This is a genomic window from Kitasatospora sp. NPDC059812, from assembly GCF_042732075.1.
Lineage (GTDB): Bacteria > Actinomycetota > Actinomycetes > Streptomycetales > Streptomycetaceae > Kitasatospora.
Map to the genome: position 1 here is coordinate 12,630 of NZ_JBHWIO010000056.1, position 19,717 is coordinate 32,346.

Annotated in this window: 15 protein-coding genes; 4 read left to right on the plus strand and 11 right to left on the minus strand. The window is 71.6% G+C overall.

Going from position 1 to position 19,717, the window contains the following annotated elements:
* Positions 1-106 precede the first annotated feature (106 nt).
* From ACFV6D_RS25225 to ACFV6D_RS25235, 3 genes are read left to right on the plus strand one after another with little or no spacing between them, the layout of a single operon-like run.
* Positions 107-481 (plus strand): hypothetical protein, encoded by a 375-nt coding sequence (locus ACFV6D_RS25225; protein WP_380561191.1) that lies wholly within the window; start codon positions 107-109, stop codon positions 479-481.
* Between the two features lie 38 nt (positions 482-519).
* Entirely contained in the window at positions 520-2,460 is a 1,941-nt protein-coding gene (locus tag ACFV6D_RS25230) for a tetratricopeptide repeat protein (RefSeq protein ID WP_380561192.1), read from the plus strand.
* Positions 2,453-3,853: a serine/threonine-protein kinase gene (locus ACFV6D_RS25235; protein WP_380561193.1), complete on the plus strand. Its 1,401-nt coding sequence runs from the start codon at positions 2,453-2,455 to the stop codon at positions 3,851-3,853. The genes ACFV6D_RS25230 and ACFV6D_RS25235 overlap by 8 nt, the downstream gene beginning before the upstream one ends.
* A 127-nt stretch (positions 3,854-3,980) precedes the next feature.
* Here ACFV6D_RS25235 and ACFV6D_RS25240 read toward each other — a convergent pair whose 3' ends face one another.
* From ACFV6D_RS25240 to ACFV6D_RS25275, 8 genes are all read right to left on the minus strand, one after another.
* Positions 3,981-4,184 carry a cold-shock protein gene (locus tag ACFV6D_RS25240; protein ID WP_063352633.1) on the minus strand — a complete coding sequence of 68 codons (204 nt, stop codon included), beginning with the start codon at positions 4,182-4,184 and terminating at the stop codon, positions 3,981-3,983.
* Between the two features lie 184 nt (positions 4,185-4,368).
* Positions 4,369-6,075: an ABC transporter family substrate-binding protein gene (locus ACFV6D_RS25245; RefSeq protein ID WP_380561194.1), complete on the minus strand. Its 1,707-nt coding sequence runs from the start codon at positions 6,073-6,075 to the stop codon at positions 4,369-4,371.
* Between the two features lie 55 nt (positions 6,076-6,130).
* Positions 6,131-8,272 carry a dipeptide ABC transporter ATP-binding protein gene (locus ACFV6D_RS25250; protein WP_380561195.1) on the minus strand — a complete coding sequence of 714 codons (2,142 nt, stop codon included), beginning with the start codon at positions 8,270-8,272 and terminating at the stop codon, positions 6,131-6,133.
* Positions 8,269-9,183 (minus strand): ABC transporter permease, encoded by a 915-nt coding sequence (locus tag ACFV6D_RS25255; protein ID WP_380561196.1) that lies wholly within the window; start codon positions 9,181-9,183, stop codon positions 8,269-8,271. The genes ACFV6D_RS25250 and ACFV6D_RS25255 overlap by 4 nt, the downstream gene beginning before the upstream one ends.
* 121 nt (positions 9,184-9,304) lie before the next feature.
* Complete coding sequence (locus ACFV6D_RS25260) at positions 9,305-10,288, minus strand: ABC transporter permease (RefSeq protein ID WP_380561197.1); 984 nt, start codon at positions 10,286-10,288, stop codon at positions 9,305-9,307.
* 253 nt (positions 10,289-10,541) lie between these two features.
* On the minus strand, positions 10,542-12,065 hold the full coding sequence (locus ACFV6D_RS25265; RefSeq protein WP_380561223.1) for an MFS transporter: 1,524 nt from the start codon (positions 12,063-12,065) through the stop codon (positions 10,542-10,544).
* A 108-nt stretch (positions 12,066-12,173) separates the two neighbouring features.
* A complete protein-coding gene (locus ACFV6D_RS25270; RefSeq protein ID WP_380561198.1) occupies positions 12,174-13,106 on the minus strand; it encodes a DUF6528 family protein in 933 nt (310 codons plus the stop codon).
* Between the two features lie 535 nt (positions 13,107-13,641).
* Positions 13,642-14,973, minus strand: a complete 1,332-nt coding sequence (locus ACFV6D_RS25275; RefSeq protein ID WP_380561199.1) for a hypothetical protein — start codon at positions 14,971-14,973, stop codon at positions 13,642-13,644.
* Positions 14,974-15,399: 426 nt separating this feature from the next.
* Here ACFV6D_RS25275 and ACFV6D_RS25280 point away from each other — a divergent pair, with 426 nt between their 5' ends.
* The gene (locus tag ACFV6D_RS25280; RefSeq protein ID WP_380561200.1) at positions 15,400-17,076 is read left to right on the plus strand and encodes a phospholipase; all 1,677 of its coding nucleotides are present in this window, start codon (positions 15,400-15,402) and stop codon (positions 17,074-17,076) included.
* A 146-nt stretch (positions 17,077-17,222) separates the two neighbouring features.
* On the opposite strand, the gene tgmC is transcribed toward ACFV6D_RS25280, so the two are convergent.
* From tgmC to tgmA, 3 genes are read right to left on the minus strand one after another with little or no spacing between them, the layout of a single operon-like run.
* On the minus strand, positions 17,223-18,362 hold the full coding sequence (gene tgmC, locus ACFV6D_RS25285; RefSeq protein ID WP_380561201.1) for an ATP-grasp peptide maturase system methyltransferase: 1,140 nt from the start codon (positions 18,360-18,362) through the stop codon (positions 17,223-17,225).
* Positions 18,359-19,330: an ATP-grasp ribosomal peptide maturase gene (gene tgmB, locus ACFV6D_RS25290; RefSeq protein ID WP_380561202.1), complete on the minus strand. Its 972-nt coding sequence runs from the start codon at positions 19,328-19,330 to the stop codon at positions 18,359-18,361. The genes tgmC and tgmB overlap by 4 nt, the downstream gene beginning before the upstream one ends.
* Positions 19,330-19,617 carry a putative ATP-grasp-modified RiPP gene (tgmA, locus tag ACFV6D_RS25295; protein ID WP_363373772.1) on the minus strand — a complete coding sequence of 96 codons (288 nt, stop codon included), beginning with the start codon at positions 19,615-19,617 and terminating at the stop codon, positions 19,330-19,332. Before tgmA ends, tgmB begins: the two co-directional genes overlap by 1 nt.
* Positions 19,618-19,717 lie beyond the last annotated feature (100 nt).

Here is a 19,717-nt window from a genome sequence, read left to right on the forward strand (position 1 = left end):
ACGGTCAGTCATAACGTTTTGGTCGCAAGGGGAACAGGGCGCGCCCTGCTGCCGTCCTATAAGGATGCGGAGCACTCGCGTCGGTTCGATCCTAGGGGGAATCGCTGTGGTGGAATCCTGGTTTGCGGTGGAAGCAGGCGGGCCCGATGCTGTCCTCGACCTGCGCGACTGGCTGGCCGACGAGCCGGCGTTCCGCGGGCGGGTTCGCGTCGCGGCGGCGACGCCCGGTCCGGGCGAGCTCGGGTCCTGGTCCGACACCCTCGTCGTGGCGTTGGGGGCGGGCGGCACGCTCACCACTCTCGCCGCCTCGCTCAAGGTGTACCTGAGCCAGCCCCGCACCAGCAGCATCAAGCTCAAGACCGTGAAGCCGGACGGTACCCGCACCGAGGTGACGGCCGAGCATGTCGCGCGTGCCGATGTGGAGTCGGTGCTCAAGGCCGCCCTGCACTCCGGCCGGCGGACCGACGACGTTTCGGACTGACCGTGTTCCGGCTTCCCGACGCCTCTCGCTCGTGGGCCGTGCTGATCGGCACCGCGCACTACTCGCACCAGGGCGGGCCTGCAGACGTACCGTCGATCACGAACAACGTGCTGGACTTCCGAGATGTCCTGGTCGAAGGACAACCGGGCGCGTTCGCACCCGAGCGCAGCATCACCGTGCTGGACCCGCGACAGCCGAGGGACCTCGGGCTGCCGCTGCTGAACGCGGCGGCAGCCGCCGAGGACGTGCTCCTGGTCTACTACTCCGGCCACGGCCTGATCGGGTCCAAGAAGGGGGAGCTCTACCTCGCACTCACCGAGACCGACCAGAGCATGCCGTCCCTGACGGCCTGCCCGCTCGATGTCATCCGGGAAGCCTTCCAGGCCAGTCCGGCACGCGTGCGGGTACTCATCCTCGACTGCTGCTTCTCCGGCCGCGCGGTCGCGGGCGGGCTGTCCGGGGGCACCCCGCCGGTGGCCGAACAGTTGGAGATCGCCGGCGCGTACACGCTGGTCTCGTCGCCGCCCAACTCGCCCTCCCGCTTCGAGGAGGGCAAACGGCACACCGCCTTCACCGGCGAGTTGCTGCGCGCGCTGCGCAACGGGGTCGACGACGCCGGTCCCGAGGGAGTGTCGCTGGGCGCGCTCTTTCCCCACCTGAGACTCGCGCTGCGCTCGCGGGGGTGGCCGGAACCGGAGCAGTGCGGCACCGACACCGCCGCCAATCTGATCCTCAGCCGCCCGCGGACCAGACGCCCCGCTCGGGTGGGCCCGGGCGAAGCCGCCGACAGCCGCCGCGGACCGGTCACGGAAGGCCAAGGGCCGGTCACCGAAAGGCAGCGCTTCCAATCCCTCGTGCAGGCCGGGCGGCGACTCGGCCAGGGCGGCCACGCGCGGTCCGCCGCCTCGGAGCTGGGCAACGTCCTCGACGAGATGACACAGATCCTGGGCTCCGACGATCCGGACACCCTGGCCGGGCGAATCGAGTACGCCCAGTGGCTGGGCGCCGCCGGCCAGGTCCGCGAGGCGCTGGACCTGTCCACGGCGGCGGTGGGCGCGTTGACCCGGGTGCTCGGCGTCGACAACCGGGTGACGCTCGTCGGCCGTGCCCAGCTCGCCCACTGGACCGGGGAGGCCGGGCAGCCGGTGGAGGCGGCGCGCCTCACCGGCGAGGTGGTCACCGATCTGGTCCGCGCCCTCGGCCCGGACGACCGCGAGACACTACTGGGCCGGGGCCGGCTGGCCCACTGGATAGGGGCCTCCGGCGACACCGGCTCCGCCGCTCGGCTCACCGACCTCCTGGTGACGGACCTGCACCGGGTCTTCGGAGCGGAGGATCGCGACACGCTGGTCGGGCGGATCAACCAAGCCCAGTGGACGGGACGGGCCGGCCAGAGCCGGCAGGCCGTCCGCCTGCTCGACTCCCTCGTCCCCGACCTCTACTGGCTGCTCGGCGCCGACGACCTGCACACACTGATCGGCCGGGCCCGGCTCGGCCAGTGGACCGGCCTGTCGGGTTCGCCCAAGGGCGCCCGCGGGCTGTTCGCGGCGGTGGTGCCGGACCTGAGCCGGGTCGCCGGGCGGGACGCCCGCGAGACGCTCCTCGCACGCAGCCAGCACGCGCACTGGACCGGCGAGGCCGGCGACCCGCGCACGGCGATCGCCCTCTTCCGGCAGCTGCTCGACGACCTGGACTGGATCCTGGGAGAGCAGGACGAGGTGGCCCTGGTGAACCGCGCCCGGCTCGCCCACTGGACCGGTGCGGACGGAGACGTCCGCACCGCGCTCCGCATCTTCCACGAGGTGCTGCCGGACCTGCGCCGGACGCTCGGCCCCGACCACCCCGAGGTCCGTGCGAACGAGGCGCTGCTGGCCCGCTGGCGCCGCCGGGCGGACCGGCGGCTCAGGTCGGAGATCCTCTTCGGTCGGGGACACCGGAGCACCGACCGACGCGGTTTCGGGAAGTGGAGCGATGGCTGAACCCGACGACCGGACCGGCATGCCCGACGGGCTGGCGCCGCTCTCCTCCAGGGACCGCCGGGAGCTGGGTGCCTACCGGCTGCTGGGCCGCCTCGGTGCGGGCGGCATGGGGATCGTGTACCTCGCGCGCTCGGCCACGGGCCGGGCCGCGGCGGTCAAAGTCCTGCGCCCGGAACTGCTGAGCGAGCCGGAGGCGCAAGAACGCTTCCGGCGCGAGATCGCCGTGGTGTCACGGATCCCCGAAGACTTCACGGCGCCGCTCCTGGACGCGGAGGCCGACGAGAACGGCGTCTGGATGGCCACGGCCTTCATCCCCGGGCTCTCCCTCCAGCAGAGCGTCAACGCCTTCGGCCCGTTCCCGGCCGACTCGCTGTACGCGCTGTGGTACGGACTCCTCAGGGCCCTGCACTCCGTGCACGAGGCCGGCGTGGTGCACCGGGATCTCAAACCGTCGAACGTCCTGCTCACCGCGCAGGGCCCGCGACTCATCGACTTCGGGGTCTCGATCACGGCCGACTCGACCAGGCAGACATCGACCGGAGTGATCATCGGAACCCCGGGCTACCTGGCCCCGGAACAGGTCACGGGACGGCCCGTGCGGCCCGAGACCGACGTCTTCGCCCTCGGAATCGTGATGGCCTTCGCAGCGACCGGATCGTCGCCCTTCGACGGGGACAACCTCGTCAACGTGATCTACAACGTGCTCCACGGCGAGCCCCGGCTGTCCTCGCTGCCCGCGGACCTCAACGGCTGGGTCCGTACCTGCCTGAGCAAGGACCCCGCCCACCGACCGACAGCCGAGGGCCTGCTCAGATCGCTCTCCGACCGCCGAATCACCACCGCACAGCGGCAGCTCGCCCACGGAGACTGGCTACCCGACGCCATCTCCCGCGCCACGCTGCGGCGCGCACAGCTCGTCCTCGACCTCGACCGCCCGTACCAGCACTCACCGGACCGGGCCCTGGAACCGCCGCCGAATCCCGCCACGGCCGAGACGATCCTGCGACCCGCTCCAGGAGGGCCGACCGTACGACTCCGACCAGTCGGCATGCCGACCGGGGCGGTCCTGCCCCTGCCACCTCGGGACACGACGACCGTGCGCCTCGGCACACACGGGTACCCGCAGCCCGCACCGCAGCCCGCACCACGACCCGAGCAGCCGCCCGCGTTGCCGGACCCCCCACCGAACCCCCCACCGACTCCTCCCTCTGCCTACCTGCCCGCATTGCTGCCGCCGCCGCCCGCGGAGCCGCCGGGTGGACCAGGCTCAGCCCCCGAGGTCCTGCTGCGCACCTTCGCCTCCCCCATGGAGGCCGAACTTCCGCCGCCTCCCCGCACCGGCCTGCGCCGCCGCTGGTTCCGCCGCCTGTCTGCCTGGCGCGCCCGAGGATGACCGCCCGTCCCGTCCCGGTCGACGTCCCGGTCGACGTCCCTGCCGACAGCCCATGAACCGGCACGACCAGGTCTGAGCATGACGAACGCCCCGTACCAGACCGGTACGGGGCGTCGCGCTGCGAACGTCAGGCGGGGCGGATGTGCTCGGCCTGGGGGCCCTTCTGGCCCTGGGTGACGTCGAAGGTCACCTTCTGGCCCTCCTGGAGCTCACGGAAGCCCTGCGAGTCGATGTTGGAGTAGTGGGCGAAGACGTCCGGGCCGCCGCCGTCCTGCTCGATGAAACCGAAGCCCTTCTCGGCGTTGAACCACTTCACGATGCCGGTGGCCATGTGCTGCTCCCTGGTCGGGGACGGGATACGCGCTGGTGCGTACCCCTGGGGTTGAGGTGATCGCCCTGGTCCTCCGACTGCCGATGCTGCGGTACTTCGGATCCACGACTGCTGACTCAAACGATACCCACGACAGCAAGGATCATGCAGCCGCTCGGCCCGCGAGATCGCCGGGGCAGTGGTGCTACTTCTGCCAGCCGATGGTCTCGGGCAGCGGGCTGTAGAAGATGGTGGCGCCGACGTTGGCGAGGCCCTTCCTGATGCCGTAGGTGGAGGGGCCGCTGTAGAGCGGCAGGAAGGCGTACTGCTGGAGGGCCTTCTGCTCGACCTTGTTGACGGCCGCGATCTGCTGGCCGAGGTCGGCGATCTCGCCGGTGGCGCGGATCTCCTTGTCCAGCTCGGGGGTGCCGGTTCCGGTGATGTTGGAGTCGCGGTCCGAGCAGTAGAAGTCGCACAGGTAGCGCGCGCCGAAGGGGTCCGTCGAGCGGTTGCCGGAGATGAACAGGTCGAAGCGGCGGTCGCTGAGCACCTTGGAGAAGTCGTTCTCGGAGACCTTGTTGACGTTCACCTTCACGCCGACGGCCTTGAGCATCGCGGTGAACGCTCCGGCGGTGGCCTTCTCGATGGGGTCGTCGCCGAGCAGGGTGTAGCCGAGTTCGAGTTGCTTGCCGTCCTTGGCGCGGATGCCGTCGGCTCCGGGCTTCCAGCCGGCCGCGTCCAGGGTCTTCCGCGCCTCCTGCGGGTCGTACTTCAGGACAGCGGCGACGTTGTCCTGGTAGCCCTGCTGGAAGCTGTAGAGCACCGCCGAGCCGGGCAGCGGCTCCGTGTAGTCGAGGCCCTGGAACCGGATCTTCGTTATCTGCGGACGGTCGATGCTCTCCTGCACCGCCTTGCGGACCTGGACGTCGCCGAGGAACGGGGACTTGGCGTTGAGGTACAGCGCGTACTCGAAGGGGCTGCCGCCGCTGCGGATCTCGGCGTCCTTGACCGTCTTCACCTGCTTGAGGTTCTCCGCGGTCCCGACGGGGGCGTAGTCGAGTTCGCCGTTCTTGAAGGCGTTGATCGAGGCGGCGCTCTCCAGGTTGACGTAGACGCGCTTGTCGAGCTTGCCCGGCCGGCCCCACCAGTTGGGGTTGCGCACGAAGGTGATGTTGCCGGAGTGGTCGTCCCAGGTGCCCACGGTGTACGGTCCGGTGCCCCATTCGGGGTGGGCCGTCTTGACGTACGCCTTGTTGAAGTTGTCGACGGTGGCGGCCTGGGGGTGCAGGAAGGTGGTGAAGAGCGCGGACCAGGAGGCGTTGACGCCCTTGAAGGCGATGACCGCCTGCTTGTCGTCGGCGCCCCGGGTGACGGAGGTGATGCGGTCGTAGCCGTCGGTGGAGGAGGCCGCGTAGTCCTTGTCCGAGCCGTTGTCGGCCTTCCAGGTGGCCTCGATGGCCCGCCAGTCGATGGGGGTGCCGTCGTTGAAGACGGCCTTGGGGTTGAGGGTGATGACGACCTTCTGGTCGCCGCCCTCGACGGAGACCTTCACGTCGCTGTAGTAGTCCGGGTTGTACTGGACCTCGCCGGTTGGCGAGTAGGTGATGGCGCGGGCGTTGTACCAGGCCCAGATCCGCGAGGCGTTCAGGGTGCCGTTGACGTTGAAGGGGTTGCCCTGCTCGTCGAAGGTGCCCGCGGTGGTGTAGGTGCCGCCGTCCCTGATGTTCTCGTACGGCTGGGGGTTGTAGTCGGTGACCGAGGACGCGGCCTTGGCGGCGTTCGTGGCGTTCGTGGCGTTCGGCCCGGAGGATCCGCCGGAGGGTCCGCTGGCGGGGGACGAGGAGGAGCACGCGGTGGCGGCGACCGCGACGGCCGCGGCGAGCGCGAGGGGCAGGGCGAGCTTCCGGCGCATGGGATGTCCTTGGTGGGAATCGGTGAGAAGGGGGCGGGGCGGGGCAGGGCGGGTATCAGACCGCGTGGCAGGCGTACTGGTGGTCGGAGCCGTCCGGGGCGCCGACGGTCGCCGGCCGCTCGGTGCGGCAGCGGGTCCGTACGCTCTCGTCGGCCTCCCGGTACAGCGGGCAGCGGTCGACGAACACACAGCCCTCCGGCAGCCGGGTGGCACTGGGCTGCTCGCCCGCGAGGACGATGCGCTCGCGGTGGCGCTCGCGCTCCGGGTCGGGCACCGGGATCGCCGACAGCAGGGCCTGGGTGTACGGGTGCCGGGGCCGGGCGAAGATCTCCTCGGTGGCACCGGACTCGACGATGTGTCCGAGGTACATCACCGCGATGCGGTCGGAGACGTAGCGCACCACGGCCAGGTCGTGGGCCACCAGCAGGTACGCCAGGCCCAGTTCGCGCTTCAGCCGGGCGAGCAGGTTGATGATCTCGGCCTGCACGGAGACGTCCAGCGCGGACAGCGGCTCGTCCAGGGCCAGGATCTTCGGCTCGCGGGCCAGGGCGCGGGCGATGCCGACGCGCTGGCGCTGGCCGCCGGACAGGGCGGCGGGGAAGCGGTCGCCCAGGGTGCGGTCCAGGCCCACCAGGTCCAGGAGACGGGTGACCCGGGCCTGGATGGCCGTCCGGTCGGCACCGGCGGCCTGGAGCGGTTCGGCCAGCAGGTCGAAGACGGTCAGGCGGGGGTCCAGGGCGTCCGTCGGGTCCTGGAGGACGATCTGGACGTCGCGCCGCAGCTCGCGCACCTGGGCCGCCGACCGCAGCGTGGCGACGTCGGTGCCGGCCACTTCGATGCGGCCGCCCTCGGGGGCGCGCAGCCGCAGCACCTCGCGCAGCGTGGTGGTCTTGCCGCTGCCGGACTCCCCCACCAGGCCCAGGGTCTCGCCCGCGCGCAGTTCGAAGCTGACGTGGTTGACCGCGTGCAGGGTTCCCACCCGGCGCTTGAGGAGGGCCCCCTTGGTGACGGGGAAGGTCTTGACCAGGTCCTCCACGCGCAGGACCACCTCGCCCGCGGTCCGCTCTCCGGCGCGGGCCGGCGGCACGGCAGCGGCGCGCCCGGCCGGGTCGAGGGTTCCGTCGGCGATCTCCTGCGCACGGTGGCAGGCGACGTGTCCGACGTGTCCGTGCTGCCCGCCCGGTGCGGTCAAGGCCGGTGCGGTCAGGGCCGGTTCGGTCAGGGCCGGTTCGGTGGTCCGGCACACGTCCAGGGCCACCGCGCAGCGGGGCGCGAAGGGGCAGCCGCCGGGCAGGCCGACCAGGGAGGGCGGCTCGCCGCCGACCGGGATCAGGGGCCGTTCGACGCCGCTGTCCACGGTGGGGACGCTGGCCAGCAGCCGGGCGGTGTAGGGCATCGTGGGACGGCGGAAGAGCTCGTCGACGCTCGCGTGCTCGACGATCCGTCCGGCGTACATGACGGCGACGTCGTCGGCGTGGCCCGCCACCACGCCCAGGTCGTGGGTGATCAGGACGAGGCCGGCGCCGGTCTCGCGCTGGGCCAGGCGCAGCACGTCGAGGATCTGCGCCTGGACGGTGACGTCGAGCGCCGTGGTGGGCTCGTCGGCGACGAGGACCGAGGGCTTGTTGGCGATGGCCAGGGCGATGACGACACGTTGGCGCATGCCACCGGAGAATTCGTGCGGGAACGACTTGGCGCGTTCGCGCGGGTCGGGGATGCCGACCAGGTCGAGCAGTTCCACCGCCTGCTCCCACGCGTCCTTCTTCGACAGTTCCCGGTGCACGCGCAGGGCCTGGGAGAGCAGCCGGCCGACGCTGAAGATGGGCGTGAGCGCGGACATCGGGTCCTGGAAGACCATGCCGATGTCCTGGCCGCGCACCCGGGAGAGGCCCTTGTCGTCCATCGCCGCCAGGTCGCGGCCGCCCAGCAGGATCCGGCCGCCGAGGCGCGCGGTGGGCGGCAGCAGGCCCATGACGGCGAGGGCGGTGGCGGACTTTCCCGAGCCGGACTCGCCGACGATGCCCAGGGTGCGCCCGGGCAACAAATCGAAGCCGATGCCGCGCACGGCTTCCACCGGTCCGGCCTCGGAGGGGAAGGAGACGCTCAGGTCGCGTACGGACAGGACGGGTGCGGGCTCGGTGGGCCCGGCCGGGGAGCCGGCCACGGGCCCGGTGCGGCGGTCGGGTGCGAGGGTCATCGTCGGCCTCCTGCCGCGGCGGTGGTGGACGTGGGGTCGAGGGCGTCGCGCAGGCCGTCGCCGACGAAGGTCATCGAGACGGTGAGCAGGACGGTCAGCCCGGCGGGGAAGGCGAAGAGCCAGGGGGCGCTGGTGATGGTGCCCGCGCCGTCGGCGAGCATCGTGCCCAGCGACACGTCCGGGGTCTGCACGCCGAAGCCCAGGAAGGACAGCGCGGTCTCGCTGAGCACGGTGGAGACCACGCCCAGGGTGAGGTTGACGATGAGCAGGGAGCCCAGGTTCGGGATGATGTGGCGCACCACGATGCGCAGGGGGCGCACGCCCATGAACTCCGCGGCGCGCACGTAGTCGCGCTCGCGCAGGGACGTCGACACCGACCAGACCACGCGCGCGGTGGACATCCAGCCGAACACCGTCAGCACGAGGATGAGGACCCGCCAGTCGCCCGCCAGCCGGTGCGAGACCAGGGCGAGGATGAGGAAGGAGGGCACGATCAGCAGGAAGTGGACGACGGCGAGGGTGGCCTTCTCCACCCGGCCCCCGAAGTAGGCCGCGCCCGCGCCCACGACCGCGGCGATGGCGACGGTCAGCACGGACACGCTCACCGCGATCACCAACGAGCGCTGGAGGCCGTGCACGGCGGCGGCGTAGACGTCGTTGCCGCCCTGGTTGGTGCCGAACCAGTGCTCGGCGCTGGGGGCCTGGGTCAGTGCCGAGAAGTCGGCGTCCGCGTAGCCGTACGGGGTGAACAGGTCGCCGAGCGCGCTGAACAGCACGAGCAGCAGGAAGATCACCACGCCGGCGACGGCGATCCGGTTGCGCAGGAAGCGCCGCAGGTAGAGACGGCGCCGGCCCAGGTAGTGCCCGTCGTGCCCGTCTTGCACGTCGCGCACGTCGCGCACGTCGCGCACGTCATGCTCAGCGTGCCCGGTGGGCCCGTCGTGCCCGGTGGGCGGCGGATCGGTGGCTCGCGCGGGTGCGGTGGCGAGTACGTCTTCGGAGGTCGCGTCGGGACTCACAGGGGTGCCCATCTCAGCTCACCCGCACTCTCGGGTCGAGGAGAACGGTGGCGATGTCCGCGAGGATCGCGCCGATCGCGGTCAGGGCGGCGGCGAAGGCGGCGGTCGCCACGGTGCCGTGCACGTCGTTCTTGCTGATGGTCTGGATGAAGTACTGGCCCATGCCGTTCCAGCCGAAGATCGTCTCGGTGAGGACCGCGCCGGTGAAGACGGCCGGGATGCTGAAGGCCACGGACTGTGCGGTGGGGATCAGGGCGGTGCGCAGGGCGTGCCGGCGGATCGCCTGGGCCCGGGTGAGCCCGGTGGCCCGGGCGGTGCGCACGAAGTCGGAGCCGATGACGTCCAGCAGCAGGGAGCGCTGGGTGAGGTGGTAGCCCACGTACCCCGTCAGGGTGAGCGTCAGCGTCGGCAGGATCAGGTGCAGCAGCCGGTCACCAGCCGTCGCCCAGAACCCTTCCACGCCGGGCGAGTTCTCCCCCGCGACGTACAGGAAGTGCCAACCGGCGTGCTCGTTCAGCTGGATGGCCAGCAGCACCAGGGCGAGGGCGGCGATGGACACCGGGACGTTGAACAGCGCCATGGAGAGGGCCTGGGCGGCCCGGTCCCTCCAGCCGTACTGGTGCGAGGCGGTGTGGACCGCGAGGGCGACACCGACGACGACCGACAGGACCGTCGCGCCGATCACCAGTTCGGCGCTGACGAGGGAGCGGTAGCCGATCTCCCCGTTCACCTGGACCCCGACCGGGGAGCGGCCCCAGTCGAAGTGCAGGACCACGCTGGTCAGCCAGTCCCACCAGCGGTGGAGCAGCGGCTCGTGCGGGTCGAGGTTGTAGGGGGCCAGGGCCCGGGATATCTGCTCCTCGGTGCGGACCGGGCGCAGTTCCTTGAAGTTCGAGCGCGGGTCGAGGAACCAACTGGCGAGGAAGTACGTGGCGTTGGTGGCCATGGCGATCACCAGGAACCAGCCCGCCGCCCTGCGTGTCACGTACCGGAGCACGGACGGCACCTCCCCACCAGGTGCGGCGGGTGCGCCTGGGGAACGCCGGGTCTGGGGGGGGTACGCATGCCCGTAGAACTTCCTGGGGTGAGAGTCGAGTGCACGATCGTGCAGATGTGAGTCTGTGCACGACTGGTGCGCGACGCCAGTGATCTGGGCATATGGACATGGGAACGAAACACCCCCGCAGCAAAGAGGCGTTGAACCCGCTCCCCCGTTCACATTCGCAGGGGGGTGCCCTCGCGGAGGCGTGTCAGGGGGCGGGCCGGGTACGCAGGGTGCGGTCGGCGAGGGTCGTCAGGACCAGGACGACGCCGACGCCGACCATGATCCAGGCGATGAGGTGCATGCCGGGGTCGGAGACGCGGATGCGGAAGACGATGCCGGTGGTTGCGGAAGCGGCGATCGAGCCGAGGTAGCCGAAGGTGCGCAGCAGGCCGGAGGCGGTGCCGAGTTGTTCGGCGGGGGCGTGGTCGTAGAGGGCGATCTGGTTGCCCGCGCCGGACGTGCCCATGGCGACGCCGAAGACGAGAGTGACCACCACGACCCATCCGATCCAGCCCGAGGCGCTGAGCAGCAGTACGCCGGCGGAGCCGATGAGGCAGGCCAGGGCCGCTGCTACGACCGGTCCGCGCACCCGGTTGCGCCGGGAGACGAGCGAGATCACCAGACCGGACACGAGCGTCATGGGCAACAGGAGCAGTCCGGCTTCGGTCTCGGACAGGCCCCGGACGCTCTGGGCCCACTGGGTGACACCGTAGAGCACGACGTACGCGCAGAACAGGACCAGGCCGTAGCGAAGATAAGTACTGGTCAGGGCCCGGTTTCCGGCGAGCAGGCGCAAGTCGAGGAACGGGGTCCTGGCCCGCAGCTCCCACAGCACCAGGGCGATCCACAGCACGGCGGAGATCGCCAGCAAGTACCAGCGGGCGTCGGGCAGGGCGAACAGGAACAGCAGCAGCGCGATCATCGCGGCGGCGAACCCGGCGATGCCGATGACATCCAGGGCGGCCGCGACGTCACGGGCGCGTCGGCTGCGGTCCGGTGGGCTGTCGGGTCGGCTGTCGGATGGGCTGTCCGGTGGGCTGTCGGGTCGGCTGTCGGGTGGGACCCAGGCCAATGTCGTGACCAGCGCGACGAGTGCGACCGGAACGTTGATGAAGAACACGGAACGCCAGCCCAGCACGGCCACCAGGACACCGCCCAGGGGCAGCCCGAGGGAGGCGGTCGCGATGCCGGCGATCTGCAGGCCGCCCAGCACTCCGCCCGGCGGCTTGTCCAGGCCGGCGTCCTCGGCGCGGCGGCGGATCAGCAGCATGGCCGTCGGATAGGCGCACGAGGTGCCCAACCCGAGCAGTACTCGACTGATCAGGAGGGTCGGAAGGCTGTGGGCGGCGCCGCCCATGAGTCCTCCGACGATGACGAGTCCGATTCCGGCCAGGAACACCCGTCGTGGGCCGAACACCTCGGCGGCCTTGCCTGCGGTGGGCTGGGCGATCGCGCTGGCCAGGTACAGGGCCGTGACCAGGGCGGCGGTCCGCCCGATCGACACGCCGAGTCCGTGGGCGATCGGTACGAGGGCCGTGGCGATCAGCGAGCTGTTGATCGGGTTGAGCGCCGAACCGACGAACAACGGGGTGACGAATCGCCACGAGAACGGACGCCCGGGCGGTATCCCGTTCACCGGCGGGGCGTTGGTCGTCGGCCCGGGGGCAGGCATCAGCATCTCCAGTACGTGGTGGTCGCAGAAGTGCGCGGCCGTCCTCGACCGCCTCACCTTCAACGGCACCATCATGGCGGGGCGGCCGTCGAGGCCGGTCGGTTTGCCGGGACCGGCGTCGCGGTGGTGCAGCTCGGCGTGGATGGCGGCTGCCGGAGGACCGCGCTACCGGGGTCGGTTCGTCGGGCCCAGACCTGGCAGCGGTGTGGTCCACCAGCGGGCCTTGTACAACTCGGTTCCGGTCAGGGCGAGCGTCCCGTCGGGGTGGTGGAAGGTGACGGCGGAGGTGCACCAGGAGCAGGGACCCGCGTGATCGGGCGTGATGGTGAGCAGGCGACCGGTAGCGGGCTCACTGCCCACGCTCTTGATCCCGCGGGCTGAGTCCTCCGCGCCCAGGCCGACGGCTTCGAAGCGGTCGAGGTGTGAGTCGTAGCGCCACAGGCGGTCGCCGGTGCTGAGCCAGAACGTCCCCGGCGCGGAGCGCACAGGTGCGAGGTCGTGTCCCCCGACTTCCGGAAGGGGGATGCTGCGTTCGGGGGCGAGGGACGGGATGTCGGACGTGCCACCGACCCGAAGGGCCAGCAGGGTGTCGTCCCCGAGCACCCAGAGCAGCTCCGCGCCCTCGTCCCACTGCACGGCGTGGGCCCCGTCGAGTTCCTGCTCGGTATAGGTGGTGCTGCGAGGCCCCTCCGAGGCCGCGTACAGCCGCACCCATCCGGCAGTGCTGGCGACCACGGCGACATTGCCGTCCGGTAGGAGCTCCGCGCTGTGGGGGTTGACGGAAGTGCCGAGGTCCGTGGCCCAGATCGGCGTGCCGGTCGCCGTGTCGACCAGGGCTGCCAAGCCGCCCGAGGCGGTGACCAGGAGGGATCCTTCACCGTCGAGCACCACGTCCCTGGCCTCGGTGGGCCTGGCCCAGCTGCGGGCCGGCTCCAGGTCGGCCAGCCGATCGTCGCCGTCAGCGGTCCACGACCACACCACCGGCAACCGGTCGGCCTCGGGTCCGGCCTCGGGTCCGGCCTCGGGTCCGGCCTCCCGCGCCGTCTCACCGTCCAGGACGAGAACCTGCCGGGACGCCTGATCGACCGCGACGATCAACGCACTGCCCCGAACGCCGGCCGGCCCGGACCCCGGATCGGCCGCATCACCCGACGCATCACCCGGCACGGCTGCCTGCCCGGGCGCCTGATCAGCCGCGATGACCACCGCACTGCCGCGAGGCTCTCCGCCGCTGCCGTCCACGGCATGCGGGGCGGGGGTCGAACACGCCGTCAGCATCAGGCCGCCCAGGACGGATCCCAGCCTGAGGCCCGCTCCGGCTCTTGCGCACACTGCCACGTCCCCTTTGCGCCATGATTATCGGACTATCTACTCTGCGTCCCGGCGCCCCGGCCCGGCGCCATCCTCGTCGCGGCGTCCGGGTGAACTCGTCCGCACGGGGCCGTGGGAGGGCTCGCCCCTGCGGGCCGGGGAAGCAGCCGCACGCCCCACTCGGCGAGCTCCCGTACCCGTGGTCAGCACCCGCGCCCGCGCGCCGGCGCTGACACCGCGCGCCCGACGTGCCGCCCACTGCTGGAGCCCGCCACCTGGGGAGGGTGGCGGGCTCCTTCGCGTTCGGCTTCCCCGTGCGCGCTCAGGCCCGGCGCAGCACCCGGCGCAGCCAGAGGGCGCCGGCCCCGGCGGCCGTCAGGGCAAGACCGCCGACGGCGAGGCCCGCGGTGTGGTCGGCCCCGGTGGAGGCGAGCTGGACGGATGACGGCGCGGCAGGCTGCGCGGCGTCGGCGACGCGGGCCTGCGGGGCGGACGGCGCGGTGGAGGTGGTGGACGGGTCCGCCGGGGCCGGGGCGCTCGGGGAGGACGCGGAGACCGGCACGGCGGCGCCGGCCGGGGCCGAGGACACCGGGGCCGACGGGGCGGAGGAGGCCGATGGGGCCGAGGAAGAGGACGGGGCCGAGGAGGAGGACGGGCTCGGCCCGGGCGTCTTCGTGGCGGCGGGCAGGACCTGAATCGTCGAGTGGGCAGCGCACTTCGTGGTTCCCCGGAACGGCAGACCCTCGTTGACGAACACGCACGAGCCGAGCGTGGTGGTGCCCGCCGGAGTCTTCGCGTCGTACGACACCCGCACCCGGGCGACGACCTTGCCACCCGACCGGAGGCCGGAGTCACGGCCCTGGAGGTACACGCCGTAGGGGTCGTCGGGCGCGATTCCGGCCACCTTGTCCAGCGTCCGCCAGGCCCCGTCCGCCGTACGCACCTGCACGGTCGCGGACCGGTCCACGAACAGGACGTTGCCGAGGTTGGTGTAGTCGGACGGCGTGGGGTTGTCGAGGGTGGCGTCGAACTCGACCGGCGCGCCGCCCGCGACGGCGGTGGCGGGAACGTGGTCGAGCGAGCTCGTGATCGAGGTGACCTTGATCGTGCTGGTCACCTCGGCCTGCGCCGGCTCGTGGGGGTCGACGACGACGGCGGAATGCAGGGCGATGGACCGGAAGCCGCCGTTGGTGGCGCCGTCGTGGGGCAGGCCCATCGGCGCGCCGATCCGCAGGTCGACCCTGAGGGTCCGCCCGGCCGGGACGGTGAGCCCGAGCACCGTCCCGTCGTACACGACGCCTCCGGAGGTACGGGTCATCCCCAGCGGCACCGACTTCCACGTACCGTCAGCGGGGTCCCTGTAGTCGATGACGATCGCGTCCGGCGGCGTTCCGACGTCGGTGACGGTCCGCAGCTCCAGGTGGTAACCAGTGCTCTCCTGGCCCGAGTTGGTGATGTCCTCGGTGAACTCGACCGGCCCACCGGCGAATCCGACCGAGGCCGGGGCCTGGACGGAGAGCGAGGTGTGCGACGGCTCCCCCGCGAAGGCCACCGGGGCGGCGGCCACGACCGATCCGCAGACTGCGGCTACGCCGAGGGCAGCGGCGACGACGATGGCACGACGGGTACGACGAACATGAACGATGGTGGACACAGTTCTCCCCTGAAACCGTTCTGCGGGCAGGCCGCAGCAGCGCGCTGATGACTGATGGCTGAATGACTGAATGGCTGATGGCGAGCGGGCCGCAGCAGGTTTGTGTGCGGCCGGGGGGCGACCACGGCCCCGCTTCTCACTGTCATAGACGTGGAGCCCGGCCAGGGGTTGCAGGCGATCGGAAAGAAATTTCTCCCCGTCTCCGGACACCTGCCGACGGCGGACGCCCTCGGCGCAGGAGGAGGCACCTGGTGCCCACGCGCCCACAGATCCGTCACGCCCGGCCCATCAGCCGAGCCCGGTCACAGCCGGGCCGTCAGTCCCAGCGGGCGGATCCCGACAGGCCCCTGACGCATCCTCAAGTTACTATCAGGTATTTTTAAGGGGCCTTTCAGGTGAACATTGCCACTTCTTGAAGGATTACCCGTGCTCCGTCACCCGTCCCACCACCTCGGCCGCGCCGCCCGCACCACGCTCACCGCCGCTCTCACCCTCGGCACGGCGCTGGCAGCACTGCCCGCCGCCCCCGCCTCCGCCTCCGCCTCCGCCGACACGCAGATACCCGCCCCGGCGGCGCCCGCGGCCACCGACACCCCGCACCTGGACGCCGTCGAGCAGACGCTGCGTCAGGTCTCGCCCGGCCTGGAGGGAACGGTCTGGCAGCGCACCGGCAGCAACAGCCTGGACGCCCCCGCCGGTGACCCGGCCGGCTGGCTGCTGCAGACCCCGAACTGCTGGGGCGACCCGAACTGCACCGACCGGACCGGCAGCGAGAAGCTGCTGGCCAAGATGACGGCGAACATCGCCGGCGCGACCCGCACCGTCGACATCTCCACCCTCGCGCCGTTCCCCAACGGCGCGTTCCAGGACGCGATCGTCGCGGGCCTCAAGGCCTCGGTGGCGGCGGGCAACAAGCTGACCGTACGGGTCCTGGTGGGAGCCGCCCCGCTCTACAACATCACCGCGCTGCCGACCAGCTACCGAGACGACCTGCTGGCCCGGCTCGGCCCGGCCGCCGCCGGCGTCACGCTCAACGTCGCCTCGATGACCACCTCGAAGACCGCCCTGTCCTGGAACCACTCCAAGCTGCTGGTGGTGGACGGCCGCAGCGTGATCACCGGCGGCATCAACAACTGGAAGGACGACTACCTCGACACCACCCACCCGGTGTCCGACGTCGACCTCGCGTTGACCGGCCCCGCCGCCGCCTCGGCCGGCTCCTACCTCGACACCCTGTGGGGCTGGACCTGCAAGAACACCGGAGTGCTGTCGAGTGCCTGGTTCGCCTCCAGTAACGGCGCGCCCTGCCTGCCGAACCTGGAGAAGGACGCCAACCTCGGCCCGGTACCGGCCACCGGCAACCTGCCGGTGATCGCGATCGGCGGCCTGGGCGTCGGCATCCGGAACGTGGACCCGGCCTCCACCTACCAGCCGGACCTGCCGGCCGCCGCCGACGCCAAGTGCGGCCTGGTCGCCCTGCACGACAACACCAACGGCGACCGCGACTACGAGACGGTCAACCCCGAGGAGAGCGCGCTCCGGGCCCTGGTGGCCGGCGCCACCAGCCACATCGAGATCTCCCAGCAGGACCTGAACGGCACCTGCCCGCCGCTGCCGCGCTACGACCTGCGCCTCTACGACCTGCTCGCCGCCAAGCTCGCCGCCAACGTGAAGGTGCGCATCGTGGTGAGCGACCCGGCCAACCGCGGCACGGTCGGCAGCGGCGGCTACTCGCAGATCAAATCCCTCGCGGAGATCAGCGACGCGCTCCAGGCCCGGCTGGCGGCCCGGACCGGCGACGCGTCCGGCGCGAAGGCCACCATGTGCCGGAACCTCCAGCTCGCCTCCTTCCGCGCGGCGCCGACCGCGACCTGGACCGACGGCCACCCGTTCGCACTGCACCACAAGGTCGTCGCGGTCGACGGCTCGGCGTTCTTCGTCGGATCGAAGAACCTCTACCCCGCCTGGCTGCAGGACTTCGGCTACCTGGTGGAGAACCCGAACGCGGCCGCCCAGCTCGACGCGAACCTGCTGGCACCCGAGTGGCACTACTCGCAGGCCGCCGCCACGGTCGACTACACCCGCGGCATCTGCCCGAACTGAGCTCGTTCTCCATCCGCCAGGATGTCCACGAGGTCCTGCGGTGGGTGGGTGCTGCTCCTCCTGTCGTCCTGGGACGGTACCCGGACTCGCGCGCCGAGGTGCCGTGAGCAGCCGAAGCCTCGGCGGGGCACGGCCCCGGCCGCCGGTCAGATGGGCAGGTTCCAGGTGGGGCCTTCTTCGGTGCCGATCCACACGCGCTGGCCGTCGCCGTCGACCGTGATGCCGAAGCCCTCCTGGTGGGGGGCGCCGTGTTGCTGCCAGGCCCGGATGGCGGCCTCGGCCTGGTCCCACAGGCGCAGGGGCCCGCGCTGGGTGACGGTCCAGCCGCCGTCGGGGTTCGGCGTGGTGCGGGCGTGGGAGCCGGTGGCGAAGTCCACGAGGATCTGCTGGTCTCCGGCGCCGATGATCTCGGCGGAGGGGGCGGCGAGTTGGGCGACCCACTTGCCGGTCCAGTCACCCAGGATCGCCGGGTCGATCTCGCTGGGCCGTGCGTCGCCGGAGAGCAGGGTGACGGGCTGGCGCGGGGGCCGGTCGTGCGGCCGGGCGACCATGAAGTTGACGTAGCCGGGCAGGAAGCGGCCGCTCGCGCAGCCGGGCCCGGTGACGGTGAGGAGTGCGAGGCCGAAGGCGAAGCTCCACCCGGTGAAGGTGGCGAGGATCCTTCCGCCGGGCCTGACCTGGTGGAGCCACGGGAGGGGGAGGTGGCGGATCGAGCAGGTCGCGATCAGCCGGTCGTACGGTCCGCCGTCGGCGTACCCGGCGAGGCCGTCGCCGATGACGAGGGTGGGAGAGTAGCCCGCGGCTTTGACCGCCTCCGCCGCCCGCGCCCCGATTTCCGGGTCGACTTCGACGCTCACGACGTTCTGTTCCCCGAGGCGGTGGGCGCCGAGGGCGGTGGAGTAGCCGGTGCCGGTGCCGATCTCCAGCACACGGTGGCCGGCCTCGACGTCGAGCTGCTGCCACATCCCCAGCACGAGGGAGGGGAGGGTGGAGGAGGACGAGGGGGCGCCGGCCACCGGCCCCTGGACGTCGGAGGGGCTCAGATGGCCGTCGAGCTGGGTGACCAGCGTCTGGTCGCGGTAGACCCCCTCCAGGCGGCCGGGGTTGTCGCACAGGACTGGAACGTAGGCCGTGGGCGCGCTGGCGGGCACAGGCAGGAAGTACTCGAGGACGAAAGTCTCGCGCGGCACAGCGGCCGCGGCCGCGCGCCAGGCCGGATCGGTGAGGGCGCCGTCGGCGGTGAGCCGGTCGACGAGGGCGGCGCGCAGTTCGGCGGGGGTGCTCACGGGTTGGTGCCTCTCTGGAGTCGGTCGGCCAGGGCCTCGGCGATCAGGTCGGTCATCGGCGGCGGGAACCACGCCCACTGACCGTTCGGGTTGCACTCGAAGAAGTTCCAGCACCTGGCGGTGTCGACGGCGAAGTCGAAGGCGCCGAAGACCAGGCCGAAGGCGCCGAGGTAGCGGGCCACGGCAGCGGCGACATCGTCGGGCACCGCGACCTGGGTGTAGGTCAGGAGGTTCTGCCGGCGGCGCCAGTCGAGGTCGGGGCTGTCGATCCGGACCGCGAACAGCCGTGTCCCGACGGCGGTGAGGCGCACGTCGTACGCCTTGTCCACCTTGGCCTGGAACAGGTGGGGGCAGGCCGCGACCGCCTCGGTGATCTCCTGCGGCCTCACCTCGGACACCCACGCCTGCGCGGCACGGTCGTCCTCTCCCCGGTACGGGCTGTTCCACAGCTGCTTGTAGACGGCGCCGCCGACTTGGGCCCGGCAGAACGCGCGGGCCTGGTCCGGGTCCGTCGTGATGACCGTGGCCGGGACGGTGAAGCCGCTGGTGAGCGCGGCATGGAGCTGGACGGGCTTGTGTTCGGCCTCGCGGACCCGCCAGGGGTGGTTCACGTAGTGGGCGCCGGGAAGCGCGGCCAGAATGCCGCCGACCCCCCAGTGGGCCTGGGCCCGGCAGAACGCCGCGTCCTGCCCCTCCATCCCGGCCGGGGCCTCGTACGTGGAGGGGCGGCGGTACCAGACGGATCGGACGCGGCCGAGGCCGAGGACCCGGGTGGCGGTGGTCAGGGTGCCGCGCTGTCCGTCCTTTTCGTAGCGGGTGGTCAGCGCGGCGCCCTGCTGGAGATCGGCACCGGGATCCGTGCGGACGACCGGCACGCCCCGCTCGGCCAGGATGCGGAGCACCACGTCCGCCGTGGCGTCGTAGGGGTTGGTCAGGACCAGCACGGTCCGTGGCCGATCTCCGGTCATCAGCCGGTGCCCTGGTCCTGATCGTTGCTGGTGATGCTGTCCATGTCGGTGGGCGCGGCCTGGCCCCCGCTGTTCCCGTCGCCGCCGCCCTGACCGGTGCTGGTCGGGCTGCTGGTGTCGGTGCTGGTGCCGTGCGCACCCATCGTGACCTGCCGGCCTTCACCGTCGAAGTAGACGGCGACCTGGGTCTCCGGATCGATCACGGCGATCAGGCCGGGAACGGGCTCGGTATCGGGGTAGGGCCTCATACGGGTGGTGCCCCACGGCGGTTCGGGCGATCGGGTCATCCCGGTGTACCTCCTTCACGGGCCGCGGCCGTACGGCCGTCAGCACAAGCAGGTTCCCACAGTACGTAGTTGAGAGAATGCTTACCGTAGCGCGCATGCC

Coding starts and splice junctions, on each gene's coding strand:
- ACFV6D_RS25235 (WP_380561193.1), top strand. CDS start 2,453: ATGGCTGAACCCGACGACCGGACCGGCATGCCCGACGGGCTGGCGCCG.
- ACFV6D_RS25240 (WP_063352633.1), bottom strand. CDS start 4,184: ATGGCCACCGGCATCGTGAAGTGGTTCAACGCCGAGAAGGGCTTCGGT.
- ACFV6D_RS25245 (WP_380561194.1), bottom strand. CDS start 6,075: ATGCGCCGGAAGCTCGCCCTGCCCCTCGCGCTCGCCGCGGCCGTCGCG.
- ACFV6D_RS25250 (WP_380561195.1), bottom strand. CDS start 8,272: ATGACCCTCGCACCCGACCGCCGCACCGGGCCCGTGGCCGGCTCCCCG.
- tgmB (WP_380561202.1), bottom strand. CDS start 19,330: ATGACCGGAGATCGGCCACGGACCGTGCTGGTCCTGACCAACCCCTAC.
- tgmA (WP_363373772.1), bottom strand. CDS start 19,617: ATGACCCGATCGCCCGAACCGCCGTGGGGCACCACCCGTATGAGGCCC.